9 protein-coding genes are annotated in these 14,358 nt (G+C 31.4%); all 9 read right to left on the bottom strand.

From position 1 onward, the window contains the following. Positions 1-226: 226 nt before the first annotated feature. Positions 227-1,813 carry an ATP-binding cassette domain-containing protein gene (locus ACFQ32_RS08345; protein WP_046325842.1) on the bottom strand — a complete coding sequence of 529 codons (1,587 nt, stop codon included), beginning with the start codon at positions 1,811-1,813 and terminating at the stop codon, positions 227-229. Next, a complete protein-coding gene (locus ACFQ32_RS08350) occupies positions 1,814-2,995 on the bottom strand; it encodes a hypothetical protein (protein ID WP_052724690.1) in 1,182 nt (393 codons plus the stop codon). Further along, positions 2,988-3,905 carry a ThiF family adenylyltransferase gene (locus tag ACFQ32_RS08355; protein ID WP_244885274.1) on the bottom strand — a complete coding sequence of 306 codons (918 nt, stop codon included), beginning with the start codon at positions 3,903-3,905 and terminating at the stop codon, positions 2,988-2,990. Before ACFQ32_RS08355 ends, ACFQ32_RS08350 begins: the two co-directional genes overlap by 8 nt. A gap of 508 nt (positions 3,906-4,413) precedes the next feature. Beyond that, a complete protein-coding gene (locus ACFQ32_RS08360; RefSeq protein WP_046325843.1) occupies positions 4,414-4,914 on the bottom strand; it encodes a hypothetical protein in 501 nt (166 codons plus the stop codon). 46 nt (positions 4,915-4,960) lie between these two features. After that, positions 4,961-5,707, bottom strand: a complete 747-nt coding sequence (locus tag ACFQ32_RS08365) for a hypothetical protein (RefSeq protein WP_046325844.1) — start codon at positions 5,705-5,707, stop codon at positions 4,961-4,963. 21 nt (positions 5,708-5,728) lie between these two features. Further along, positions 5,729-6,199, bottom strand: coding sequence for a hypothetical protein (locus ACFQ32_RS08370; protein ID WP_046325845.1), 471 nt, complete (start codon positions 6,197-6,199; stop codon positions 5,729-5,731). 540 nt (positions 6,200-6,739) lie between these two features. Then, positions 6,740-7,426, bottom strand: coding sequence for a hypothetical protein (locus ACFQ32_RS08375; protein ID WP_052724692.1), 687 nt, complete (start codon positions 7,424-7,426; stop codon positions 6,740-6,742). Between the two features lie 15 nt (positions 7,427-7,441). Beyond that, the gene (locus tag ACFQ32_RS08380; protein ID WP_046325846.1) at positions 7,442-12,073 is read right to left on the bottom strand and encodes a hypothetical protein; all 4,632 of its coding nucleotides are present in this window, start codon (positions 12,071-12,073) and stop codon (positions 7,442-7,444) included. Positions 12,074-12,084: 11 nt separating this feature from the next. Continuing rightward, positions 12,085-14,346 (bottom strand): VirB4 family type IV secretion system protein, encoded by a 2,262-nt coding sequence (locus ACFQ32_RS08385; RefSeq protein WP_046325847.1) that lies wholly within the window; start codon positions 14,344-14,346, stop codon positions 12,085-12,087. Between the last annotated feature and the right edge of the window lie 12 nt (positions 14,347-14,358).

A 14,358-nucleotide genomic window follows, 5' to 3' on the forward strand; every position in this document is an offset into this window, starting at 1 on the left:
AATTTCTGAAGTAAACTACCTACAACTTCCAATTGGAAATTATCACAGAAATATACCCGTGTTACATCTCAATACTTATATAGCTTACAAATTAATTATAGCATAAATTTTTATAAAAACTTTCACTTGTTTCTCTTATTAAATTTTTATAACTAATATAATTCTTTCTCTGTTTTGATATGACCTCCAAAATTAAGCCTGTTTCACATTTAATACTGTATAAGTTTTAAAATTTAATAACTTGATCTGCTTTAGCTATCAAGTCATTATTATAAGTATGGGTTACGTATAATAATGTAATAGGTAAACTTAAAAGTTTGCTTTCAATTTTTTGCAAAGTTGTTTTATCGATTCCAGAAGAGAACTCGTCCAATATTAACACATTTTTTTCTCGAAGTAGTAATCTTGCTAATTCAATTCTTTTAGCCTCTCCACCAGATACTTTTGTGTCTGAATTTCCTAGTTTCATGCTCAACGATTCAGCATTGGCCCACTTATCCAATTCTACAAATCTTAAAGCTTTAATTATAATCTCGTCCGGATAACTTTTATATAAAGTCAGATTATTACGTAATGTGGTTGCAAAAACATGGCCATCTTGTGGTAAGTAACTGAAATTTTGATAAATTTGATTATCTGTAAGTTTTGTAATGTTTATTCCATTTAACAAAATCTCTCCTCGATAATTATCTAATTGTTTGGTAATAAGTTTAATGAAAGTTGATTTACCACTACCACTTTTACCAACAATTAAATATTTTTTCCCAGCTTTAATTTTAAGATTCAGTGAATCAATAACTTTTTTTTCTTTAAAAGAAACACTTACATCCTTTAACTCTATACTAGAAAAAGTATCAATATTTTTTTCATTGTTAATTGTAATTGTTTCTTTATTTGTTTCATTTTCAATTGAATCAAATACTTTTTTTCCACCAATCCATTGAGAAAAAAGATCAGAAAAACTATAAATAGGAAAAGAAATATTCGTAACTAGTTGAGTAAACGCCACAATTTGACCAATTGATAAGTTGCTCTTTATGATAAAAAAAGTTCCAATTAACCAGGTACCAAAATATAAAAAGTCAGAAAAAGTTTTATTGAAAACCGTCACTGTATTTTCAGTCTTTAGCTCTTCTTTTTCACAATGTAACAACTTTTTGTTAATCATTTTTTCTTCTGAAACCACTGCAGCTTCAGAACGATTCACTTTCCAATCTGTCAAACCAGAAAATAAGTCATTTGCTTCATTGACATAATTATTAGTTGCCTCTATTGTTTTACTTTTTTTAATTTGTAGTTTTGTCTTAAAAATTACTGGGATAAGTATATTAGGAATACTTAAAATAATGGCAAAAATTGCCATAACAGGATTTATTATCCAAGATAGCAAACTAGCAGCAAGAAATTGTAGTAGTAAATATAAACCCCAAAAAAATGTATAAAAGTAGTTTTGTCCTAAATTGTCCATTTGGCTAGTTAATAATGAAATGTATTGACCAGATTCATTTGAATTAAGTGTTAGCAGCCTTTGCTTTGACAAACGTTCAAAAACCACATTACGATAGACCGAAACAGCTTCTTTTGCTAAAAATTGTGAATTTAGCTGCTGCAAATAATATGCCAGAGACTGAACCAAAATAAATAACAATACATTTATAACCAAAGACACATATTTATTCAAACCCTTGGTTGAAGCTACATCCATAATGTACTTTAATACAAGCGAGTTCGAAACCATTAATAGCGCCAAAATAATGGTTAAAATGAAGTAAACTATTACCCTTTTGGAGTCTTTTTTAAAAATATATTTCACTCACATGCCCCTATATATATATTCACTGATATTAGGAATATTCGAATAAAGTAAGCTTAAGCTCTTTCCTATTCCTTTATTATCAACCTTATTTATTAAACTATATCCTAGTTTCCTATTCTCTGGAGTATCAGACAATATTATAAGCCTGATTAAAGCAGATTGCATATCACGGGTTAAAACAATATTCTTGTATAAAGGTAAATCACTATAACCGTTATCAATCATATCTAAAGATTTTCTTTGTATCTCTATTTTAGAAGCAAAGTGCTTAAACCAAAGTTTCCAAAGATCAACATCTTGAGGTGTTTGTTCTAAACATTTAATTAAAATTTTTCTTTTGATTGGTTCATCATCATTCAGTATTGTAGCAAAATTTTTCATAGCAAGTGATTCACTATAATCAATTTTTTCCGAAATCAAAAAGTTATGTATATCAAGCCTATCTTTTAAATAATCAATTGCCTTTTCTCTTGATTCAAAAACTAATATGTAAAAGCTTTTGCTATTAATGTAATCAAATTCATTTACTTTTACTATTTTTAGCTTTTGTATAAATTCTTTTGCTATGGTCTTATCCTTTTCTCTTATTGATCTATTTATTACGGCTTTAATTAGTAGCCAGTTTATATACTTATCCGATTTATTACTCAATTCTTTATATTTTTGGATTAAATCTTCTAAAGAATAATTATTCGTCAAAAAAATTGACTTAAAATACCTATATATATATTCTAGGGGATAACTTTGGTAAGTAAATTCATCATACAATCCACGCTTAACAGCAGTTCTCATTATTGAAGGCGTCAGAATATTTGCCTGTACACCGCAAACTTCTTTTTCTTCAATTTTAATATTAGTAGTCAGCTCAACTAATTTCAGAAGTCTATAACTATAATCATCTAAAGAATATTCTTTTGCTTTTTTTATAATAATTTTATTTAAGTCGTTACTTGAATTTTCAAATAATATTGAACAAAAAATATTCACAAAATATCTTTCGATAATTTTACCAGTTGGCGAAGATATGTTTTTTTCCGTATTCATATACTTAGCACTACGCCAATTTTTATCAGAAAGCGCTGTTAACAAATTTTTATGTGCCGAAATAAACTTTTCATTTTCTCTAAATCCTTGAAATACTTTTGTGCTATTATAATTGAGTTCAATTTCTTTAATCAATTTTTTGTACTCTCCATTCATATTTTTTCATATCGAAAAATCCACGTTCTCGATATTTTATAGGTTCCTTCCCTAGGCTATAGTCTACTACCTGCTGCGCAACTATATGCCCCACATTAGCAGCAATACGGAAGGGTACTTTCTTATTAGACTGAAGAAATATTTCTCTTTCATTATTAGTTTCATGTTTATAATTAAAATCATAATCATTATTAGGATAATAAAACTCAGGTAGTGATACTACATCACTTACATAGCCAGAATTTATTATGTATGGAATATCAATTATGTTAGCAGCTTTTTCAGTTATCTTTCCTAATTCCCTTGTAGATGGAATATCTCCTGCCTGAATTATTAAATTTATGAAGTACTTTTTACAAATTTCCGTTATGTCTTTATAATTTTTTATATCCTTATCTATTCCTATAATTTTATTAGATTTATTTCCTCTATCTTTAATTACATCTATCTTTTTTTTATTTACATCTTTTTCTAAGTAATCTTGCCTATAAATATTTGAATAATCAACTATATCGGGATCAACAACAATAAGTTGATCAATGCAACTCAAGTTTTTTAAATCATTTGCTATATGACTGCCTGTTGTTCCTAGACCAATCAGCATAACATTTATTGTTTTACTTATTTCCTTACTACTTGTTAAAATTCCATATTTTTTTAAAGTATTTAATACTTTTTCTAGCTCTTGATTGTCCATCTGAGAAAACTTAGTACAAATTTCTTTAAAACTATGTTGCTTTTTTAAGTAAATCAATAATTGCATTAATAATTGTTGATTATTAATTTCAATTTTTGTTCCACAAGGATAATTTCTAATTATTATTTTTTTACCATCTAATGATTCAAATACATGAATCCCATCACATATAACAAATATTATACTCACCACTTTCAAATTAAAAAAGTGAGCCTTATCCCTAAGACTCACTTTAAATTAAAGGTTACTTAGTTCCAAAGTGTCCAGCAAGTACCTGCTTGTCCAATAGCGGAACTAACTTCTAAAGATGATAAGTCAATAGCTTCCATGGGTTCTTACCTCCCTATAATTATTTAACAATTAAATAGTTATTAATTGTTATATGGTATTTTAAAATATTATTTTAATTAATGCAAGCGCTTTAATACTTCATCAAAATATTTATAATAAATTATTTTTAATTTCTGTGAGACAGTATTACTGATTTTTAAATAAAGAATTATATCAAAATAAAAGGACTAACTCCGATTGAATATCGAAAGTTAGTCCTCACTTAGTAGCTAATAAGGTGTCCCATCAAAATTGTAATTTGTCCTCTTTTTAGTAAGATCAATTACTAGTTTTTCTCACACTAACCTCATGTCTAAATTAAAGTATTTTGCTTATAATAAAGAAAACATAAAATTTAGCTTATTAAAAGTTATGTTTGGCTCCTTTTAAAAGAATTAAGTAATTCTAATTCTTTTTTTGATAAAAAATTAAGTCTTTTTGTGTAATACTTGCTAAAGAAAAAATTCAAACCTACGCTATTGTAGTAATCAAGAGATATTAGACTAATATCAAAAATTGCAATATCGTCGAAATCAGACTCATTTTCCTTATATAAAATGAATGCATTTTTTACAAAATTATCTGCTAAATTTATTTCAATTTTTAATCGTTCGGCCTCCGCATGATACAACTTAAACCAAAATATCTCATCAATGTATTGATTAATTTCTAGTTCAGCATTCTTATCATAGTTTATATCGTATAGATAATCATTAATTAAGCTTCTAATAAATCTCCCAACTTTTATTTCTGTAGAAATAGAATTCCTAATTTCAAAAAATAAATTAAGATGCTTTCCTTTTATTAATTTTAAAAATTTCATTTGTTCTTCTATAGATCCATAAATCTTACTTTTTTCTTTTCTCTCCATTTAATCAGGTACCTTATATTTATTTGAACCAAGAAGTTTTCTGTAATCACTTGATTCGTTCTTCTAGTTCACTTACCGAAAACATCTTAATTCCATAAGAGTTAATAATCTTCTTATATCCTTCAATAAAAGTTTTATCTATGCTGCCACAATTTCCTTTTCTAGTAATATAGTCTGTGAACGTAACAGGAGTAATGAAATCTGCAAAAAGACCTTCACCATAATCTGAACCCAAAATAAAGCCAAGTTTTATCTCACTGCTTAAAGAAAAGTCATAGTAGCTTCTATTTATAGACTCTGGAGAAGTTATATTTACAATTATAAAATTTTCACCAATTCTCCATTGATGATTAAAGTTTGAAAAATTTGCTGCATAAGCATCTTTTAAGCTCTCAATAGAAAATAAACGATTATGTTCACAAAGCTTCTTATGTATTCCCTCATCCTTTTTAAGGATAGCTGTTTCCAAATATGAAGTGTCAACATTCATTTCTCCTTCAGTAAAAAAATTGTTAATAATATTTGTTCTAATTTCAACAGCAGTAGTGGGAGATGGCAAATTACATTCATTTCGAAGAATTGAATAAAAATCTTCTAATCCTCTTGCATTAAACATTTCATTTCCATATTGAATGTCACTATAAGATTCGAAATCAGTTAAATTCAATACTATTCTCAAAACATTCATTAACAATTTTCGTTCGTCTATCCAATCGTAGTTAACCACTGTACCAAAAATTTGTTGACCCTTTTCGTCTTCAAAATTAATAAATAATTGTGTTTGTAATTCCATTTTTTAGCCTTTTACTTAGTTTTAAATTTTATAAAGAAGACTTTTAATAAGCTTCAATTTTTCATTAGAAATCGTCGGTTGCTTAACCTTTTGTAGAATACTATTAAGTTGATCCACTTCTTCTTCTGACAAATAATAATCATTTGAAATATCATTAATTTTTTCGTTGTTGTTTAATATTTTTTCTTTAATGCAAGTGTAAACAATAAAAGTATTAATAATAAAATCCCTAGCTAACAGTTCTTCCTTAGCTAGTTCATTAACATATTGATCGGCACTATTGTCCCAAAGATCTTTAATATCATTCTCAGGGTATTCCAGACTTCTAACCACAGTAAGATTAACATCCCACAAATAATCATTTATTATACAAATAATAAATTCTTCAGCCTCTACTCCGTTAGACATTGAATCAATTATCCTATTAAAAAAAGAATAATGTTCATTAGCCTTATTTTTTACTTTTTGTATATCTTCCTTAGACAATTCCATTATTACTTAATCTCCCTGTATAGTATTTTTTATAAACAAAAGGGAACATAAAATTATAGCTTTTATGTTCCCACTAATTGAATGTATTAAAATATTTGCTTTTTACCTTTTTCTTTTATTTCATAAGTTAGTAACCATTAATAATAAAATTTCTTATGCAGCATTATTCTCTTGTATTCATTTAACTCTTCCTTTCTGATAACACAACTAAATAGCTAACTCCCTATTAGCTTATCCTCAACTTCTCCGATGTCTTCTTATTAAAACCATCTCCCTTCCATACAAAAAGAAACATTGAAATTGCTCAATGTTCCTTCTTTAAAAATCTTTTTCTTAATTCATATGATCTTTATGATCAATTTTTTCGGTGTTCGTTCTTCATTAGAAGTAATTCTGAAATAAACTACATTTTTCACAAACGTGAGACTCTTACAAGAATTATCTTGCATTGTATTTTATAGAATATAGTTTGCTTGTATATTATAACGCCCAATTAACTTATTCACCATAACTGGTATAAATTACTTTAGATATTATTGGTCAAACGTCAATTTGTTCATTCTCTACTAAACATTTTCTATCTATGACAGTATTACCTACTTCATTATTTTTAAAATAAAATGTCGGATGATTCAGATATCTTTGAATTGGAAAATCCCATATATTTAAGTAATCATAATTTCTTGTTTGCTCCCAAGAAATTTTTAAGTGAGCAATTGCCTTTTCGTCCATATCTGACAAATCAATTTTTCTATCATTTTCAACAAACTCAAATCTTTCTTTTATAGTATCTTTACAATCTAAAGGATTACCAAAAGAATCATTTTTTATTTGATAAAAAAAAGTAAAAGTATCAAATAGCAATAATGCATAACCGTTTACTATTGCTCTACAACAGGCAAGAAAAAGACCAACTAAGCTAGCCAAAAAATTTCCTTGTGGTAAAGGAAATTTGAGTTTTAAATATCTAACAAAAATAGTTAAAGGTATTATTCTGTCTAATGATGGAGGTCGTTTTTGCATTTTTTCACGAGTAATATCAAAAAGAAAATATCTGAGAGGTGTATATAAACTGAATAAAATAGTTAAGCCCAAGTTATTAGACCTAGCAAAATAACTAATATCAAGTATAATTGCCAGCCAACATGACATTGTGGTTATACGGCTTACCCATCGAACTATAAATGAAAAAAGTGTGTCTTTTAGATATAATTGGTTTCTTTTCATTGTAACTTTCCCTAATTATAAATTGGTCATGTCCAAGTCATCTATAGAAAGATGAGCAGGATTAGCAGCAATATAATTATGCAGATTTTTTTCTGTTGGACTTAGAATACCATTTAAATATTGATTAAACTCTAACCGACTTTTAGTCGTATTAGTATGTATCTTTATGTTATCGATAACCTGTTTTTCACTTTGTTTAGTAATTGGACTTTTAGAATAAACTATCGGCTCTTTAACATCATCGGGAATGAGTCCGTTACCTGTATCTTTAAGTGGGATGCTATACTGTTGACCGATAACATGCGTATCTAAAATATCGTCATCCACAATATTAGATACTTGCTTATATAAATCATCACTTTTATCTTTACCAACAATGACACCATGATTTCCATCAGAATAATAATGATAATCACTATAATTAGATAATTTGTCTAAAGTAATTGGGCTCCCATCAAATTTTGATTTTATCAATTCTGGAGCTTGTTGCATTGTTCTATAATCAGAAATGTCAAAAGAGGTAGATGGAACTTTAGAAGCATAGTTTCCAACCATATCGTGCAGATCTGGTCCTCCATTCGTGTATGAACGAGTAATTTTCAAATTATCAGAAATACTGTATGGTTCTTCGATTCTATGAGTAGCTGGATCATATCTCGGACCTATACTACCATCAGGATAAAAATCAAGGTTTTGAAAGACAGTTTCATCCCCAGCAAGGCTCGGATCACCTAATCCATAATTACCTACTAGATGGTACTCACCATCCTTTATTTTTGCTCTAACATATGACCCTGTGTTATTGGTAACAACTTGTAAATCCCCAGCTTTAATTCCTGAGCCATCTTTAAAGTTAGCACTTGTTGAATTTTGGACATTATAAGATAACTCCTCTATGGCTTTCTGTGGAGATATTCCAGACGGGCCAAAATTTTTATTATAATTAGCAATTTTTGAAGATGCAATATAATCATTAGGAGTTAATGACGTGCCATCATTTATATCAGCACCTTTTGATATTGTTGACTTATCTACGTTAAGCCAATTTTTTATACCAGAAACTTCTGCACCTTTATCAAACTCATTATTAAGTGTAGCTTGGGATTTTTGGTAGTCTGCATAGCCTTCTGCCAAATCTTTCTGGATTTTCTGATATTTTTTTCTCGAATTATTTCGACTTAAATAGTCTTGAAAACTTTTTGCGGTAAAAATATCACTAGAATGCCCACCGATAATTGTTGAGGGATTAGTGTCATCATTAAAAGCTTTTTCAAGTTCATATGCTGAAATGGGTATGGCCCCTTTTGCGGAGTTTGCTTCGTTATTGATTGAAAAAGTCCGTTGTTTAATAAGTCTGTTGTTTAGCCCATAATCTAGTGTTTCAAGTGGAGTATTTGAACCATGTATCTTTGTATTTGATATTAATGCTTGTCCTGAAACCCCATCTATAGCATTAAGAGTATCTTGTTGAACATCTTTAGAAACTCCAGCCTTTTGCATTTGTTCACTAAGGCTCTGCTTAAAAAGAGTCTTATTTACCATCGAATTGCCAAAAGCTGGATTATCCGTTTGATCAGGCATTGAAAAGATTTTACCATTGGTTTCAATAGCCCTATGCTCTCGAGCTGCTTTCATTGCTTCAGACTCACCTTGACGATATTGATTAGAATCCATCCATGATTTTCTATTTACAAAACCATTTTCAGAAAATTTATCACCATTAATTTCTGCATATTTTTGTTTAGCGTTTTTTGCTGCCGTATTAATTGCATCACCATCGATTCTTGATCTATTAGATCCATTGGTAGCAGCACCTGCTATAGCCAATGATTTTTGTATTTGGTCTGACTCTCCTTTACGATTTGACGATAATTTTGTAGCTTCTTTTCCTAGCGCTTTTCGGGATGCTCGAGCTAATTTATTAGCATTACAATAGGAACCATTTATCTGTTTGTTGGCATCCGCTTGAGCCATCCTATTAGCTAGGTCTTCATCATTTAACACTTTATCTACAATGTCAGTTTTAGCATTCAATTCTGCAATCTGACCATCTCTATCATCTGCAGTAATATTTCCATTATTAAAGGCTTCTTCAATTGCCTTTTTTTGTTTCTGGATATTTGCTATATTTTGGTCTACTGCTTCATGTCCACTATCTGCATCCCATACAGCTTTATTCTGTCTAGATAAGGTCTTATTTGTTTTTGCATTCGCTTGCTTTATCTTTGAATCTGTGAAGCCAGAATTGTTATTTCTCCTAAAATCTTCTTTTATTTTATTTAAGCTTCCCAACCCCAAAGCAGCCAAGGGCTTATTAGCCAATCGAGCAGCTCTTTTTCCAATAATTCCTCCAGCCGCACTCCCAGCTAACATAGCCTGCACATCACTTGCTCCTGCACCAGGGGCCATACCTATTAAGCGACCCGCCCCTGGGCCAACTATTCCATTTAGTTTTGCAATTGAAGAACGAAAAGGCATGCGCTTGGCCATACTATTTTTAAAGTCTTCATGAAAGCCATTCTTTAAGTTGCTTTTAAACTCCTTAAGATTATCTGAATCCTTAGCAGCATTCTTAACTCCGTCTTTTGCTGCACCCAATATACCCTTACCAGTACCTAAGGCTAGGCCTGCAGGGGCTAAAGCAGTTGCACCAATAGCAGCGCCTCCTGCCAAGGCTCCAGCTTTAACTGTTCTTGAAGTACTTTGATGAATATTGTCCAGCATATTTGTACTAATACCAAATAAATTTGCAAGTGAATTTGATAATGGCTGGAACAGAATCATAACGATAAAGCCAACAACCAAAACTTCAAAGACAGAGGCACCACTGGTAGTTTGAGCAGGACCTTGATTAGCTAAGCCTAAAGTAATTGCATTAAGAAATTGCTTCCCTGGATTAGATTTTTGCCAGTTAATCATCGCCGCAATCTGCTGTGCTGTTTGTCCTGTTATTCTTCCATTATTCCAATCCATAAACATTGCCATAAAGGTTAAAGTCAATGCATGAATACATTGTATGAAGACAGTTCCAATAAAATCTTTAATCCAATTTATTGATTTACTTTTGCCCCAATTCAGTGACCAAAGAGCTACAAAAATTGGACCAATTGAAATAATAATTGTGAAAGCTACTGCTCGTATAAAATAGAAATATTTAATATAAATTGCTAATCCTACATAAGCCAACAAATATATAATCTCAAATATTACTCCAGAAAAGTCTGATCCACCCAGTAACATCCCAGTTGATATTGCATTAACTGTTGTTTTATCAAAACCTAGTTTTAATGCCGTATTAAAAATTGTTTCACTCGCTCCTGAAGGAGTGACAGAAGTCATAAATTTTGCAAAAGCCAATAAAATACTTCCATCAAGTTGTAAAATCATTGTTACAAATGTTGGAAATGCAGCAACCCCTATAACAGAAATTACTGTATCTACTACATTCCTATACCAATTAATCCTAGAACGCACAGGATCGATGGCTTGTCCTACGCCCATTCTCATAGTAGTAATAACCAATGCCAAAGTTATTAAAGCTCCACCTAATGCAATCATTGCGGGTTGAAGCCAGGAGGAAATTTCTTTCATAGAACTATAGTTACCAGAAACGGGATAAATTAAAGTTAGAGGTTGTGACTGAATATCAGACGCTAAATGGTTTATATTCGTTTCACCTGCAAAAATTGAAGCACCAGCTCCGTTTTTTTCTAGCCAACTACCTACTGATGAAGACCAGAATAGATTCATTATCGCTCTTCCTATTTTCCCCCAAAAGGTGGTAGGCTCAGGCATTTCTCCTTTAGATAACATCTTTTCAACTTCATCTGCCGATACCTTTTCATCGCCTTGAGCGGAATTGGCATATTCTTTGGCATATTTTTTATTGGCGGAACCTAATTCTTTTTTCGCCTTACCGGTAGCATATTTTTGCATTGCATTTTTTAAAGCCTCATACCATTTCTCTGAGCCTCTAGTCCCACCATACTTTTTAAGATAGCCGCTAACTTGCTCTTTTGCACTGCCTGATAAATCGTTGTATGCCTTAAGCAGATTATTGGTGTATTTATTCCACGCATTTTTTTCCGCAGTTGCTTGCTTTCCCATGCTTCCAAATTTGCTAATTCGTCGATTACCCGCACCGTCAGTTGCTAAAGATTTGTTATTAACGTATTTTGTAAGTACTTTAAGCAAGGATTTGTTACTTTTAAATGCTTTCGGATCAATCCCGAGTGATTTCGCATAATTATATAATCCTTGACTTTCAACAGAAGTTGCATTAATCCCTGTGCCCCGTAAGCCATGTAACTGTTGCGAAGTTAGCTTACCTTTTCGTTTAGACCAAGCATTTAGAACGTCTGCATTTTTTCCCCAAGAATTAGCCCAGGAATGATTACCAAATTTTGCAAAGTTACCTTTAATTCCATTAATACCTTCCTTCCAACCCTCAACAATTAAGTTAGCTCCCCACTGTATGTTGCCATGGCCGTCAGTAACATTGAGGTGGTTTCTATTATTAGAAGCTAAGGTTACAATACCTGAAATTGTAATTGTCACAACAAGAATTACTACTATTGAAGTTAGCCAAGCTGTAATTCTTAATAATAACCTCCCCTTCGATTTCTTTTTTACCTTATTTTTAGTCATTTTAGCATCCCCTAGCCAATGGCTTTATTTATAGCGTCAATTTCCATTCTATGTTTTCGTGCTTGGCCAATAGCACGATTCGACTCAACAAATTGCATTTCCTTAAGACTTGGATTAGTTCTAATCCATATACTCTCCCCTTCTTGTCTTAGAATTCCTTCACCAGGCTCAGGGTTACCTGTTAAAATGTCTAGAGCTCCATCAGTTAAATCAACAGTTTCTTTCATTAGTCTTCTATGCTCAGGCTTTGTAGCCAAAACAAACATAAACTCTGAATTAGTCACTAATGCTTTAGCTTGCGGGTTCCCTTGAAAACGTTCAATATCCTGTGTAAGCCAAGTAATAGAGCCATTCCTTTTTCTATCTCGTCTAACAATAGTTTCAAAGAAAGATGACATTTCCGGATCATCAATAAATTGAAGTATCTCGTCTGCATCAAGAACTTTTTTAACCATTGCTTTGGCTGGATTTTTCATCCATCGTTCCCACAGATATTGCGTAATAACATAGTAGGCAACCCTTTTAATTGAGCCATCCAGTTGGGAAATATTAAAATTTACATACTTATAATCATTGAGTAACTGAGATCGTCCTTTACCAAAATATGTTTGACCGTCAAATATAGGACGCTTTCCATCACGCAAATAGAGTTTAAGCGCATCCATCAGACGTTCAACCTTAGGATCAATTTCTCCATTTTCATCTGTATTTTGAATTTCTAACTCTTTATAAATGTCAGTTAAAGTTGGCTCAAGCTTAGGTAATCTATCATGATATACGTCGTCAACCATGCCTGCTTTATTTGAAAAAAGGCTATTAGGGTCCGTAGTTATTCCCATGCTATTGACAACTGAATTAACAGCATCTTCTAGTCTTTTCTCCTCACCAACGCTCATTTTTGATTCACTTTCATTACTTGTAAGAATTACATTTACAAAGCCTTTAATGTTTGCAAGCATTTGAGAAATATTCACTTGTTGTATATATCTTCCACCGTCCTTGTGAGTTGTAACTATGCGATGATCATTGTCGTCTAGACGTATTCTTTCTTCCATTTCATCAATACTTAATTGTTGTCCATTTTCGTCTGTCATAGTTTCTTCTTCTAGTGGAGTTTCAAACAAAGACAGAGCACATGGATTAATAACAAACTGAGCATTGGCAGTTATTGTCAGATTCAGCTGTCCTAATCGCTTAGCTAAAAGTATATATTCGCCGTCTGGATCTATTGATCTGTGTTCCAAGCCCAAAATAGATATTTCTCTGGCCATTTTTATTTTGTTTGCAGCAGATTTACCACTACCTGCTTCTCCAACTATACCCATGTTGTAGTTAATGGGGCGATGAGTATCTGTACCAAAAATATTTAAAAATTCTGTGTTTTGTGATGGTGTTGCCTGGTTGTTGCCGAAAGGGATGCCGCCATTAAATCTGCCTGATGCATTTCTAGCTACATCCATAACTGCTAAAGCTTTTCTATCAACATTTCTATATGTATCATTTAAATAGCTAATCCTTGCGCCGATTGGAATGGTTGTTAAATAACCACTTTTTTGTCTTTTAGCATAAGGAGTAATTGACAAATTTTCATTGGCCAATAAATCAGCTACAATTCCAAAATTTTGGTTTACTTCTCGATCGCTTGATCCATATACTATTACGCTAATTGCCACATCATACATTCTATTTTCATCAAATTGTACTTGGTCAAGAAAATTATCAATATCGCTATACTTAGCAATATTGTCCCTCTCTTGAAATGTTTGTCCTTTTTCTTTTTGATACTCGGCATTAGCTTCGATAATATTAAGCATATTTGATAAATTTCTCATGGTAAACCTACGTGACTGAGGCACTATGTCCAGAGTCACATCTACATTACCTTGTGCTAATAAGTCTTGGAAAACTGTTGTATCTAGGGTTCGTGGATAGCCAGATGGAGGCACATAGGCTGCAATACCATACGTCTTTGACCTCATATTTTCTCGCATAACGAATTCATCTTGCATAAAGTCATCTGTCGACCAATAAGATGGACCAATTATATTAAATAATGATGGCTGACCCAGAATAGAACTTGGAGTTTTATGTTTTTTATCATATTCATTTTGTTCAATTTCCTCATCAGAATTCTCTTCGTTGCTTAGATCAACATAAGAGTAATCCATATCTTCATTGTCAGTTTCACCTGCGGTTTCATTAACTTCTGATTCGCTATTATCTACTTCATCTTTAGTAAACTTATTTTTTCGTAAAAATGAACTTAAGCTCATACTAACCCTACC

The sequence above is a fragment of the Lactobacillus melliventris genome, from assembly GCF_042679465.1.
Taxonomy (GTDB): Bacteria; Bacillota; Bacilli; order Lactobacillales; family Lactobacillaceae; genus Lactobacillus; species Lactobacillus melliventris.

Coding starts and splice junctions, on each gene's coding strand:
- ACFQ32_RS08365 (WP_046325844.1), bottom strand. CDS start 5,707: ATGGAATTACAAACACAATTATTTATTAATTTTGAAGACGAAAAGGGT.
- ACFQ32_RS08375 (WP_052724692.1), bottom strand. CDS start 7,426: ATGAAAAGAAACCAATTATATCTAAAAGACACACTTTTTTCATTTATA.
- ACFQ32_RS08370 (WP_046325845.1), bottom strand. CDS start 6,199: ATGGAATTGTCTAAGGAAGATATACAAAAAGTAAAAAATAAGGCTAAT.
- ACFQ32_RS08385 (WP_046325847.1), bottom strand. CDS start 14,346: ATGAGCTTAAGTTCATTTTTACGAAAAAATAAGTTTACTAAAGATGAA.
- ACFQ32_RS08360 (WP_046325843.1), bottom strand. CDS start 4,914: ATGGAGAGAAAAGAAAAAAGTAAGATTTATGGATCTATAGAAGAACAA.
- ACFQ32_RS08380 (WP_046325846.1), bottom strand. CDS start 12,073: ATGACTAAAAATAAGGTAAAAAAGAAATCGAAGGGGAGGTTATTATTA.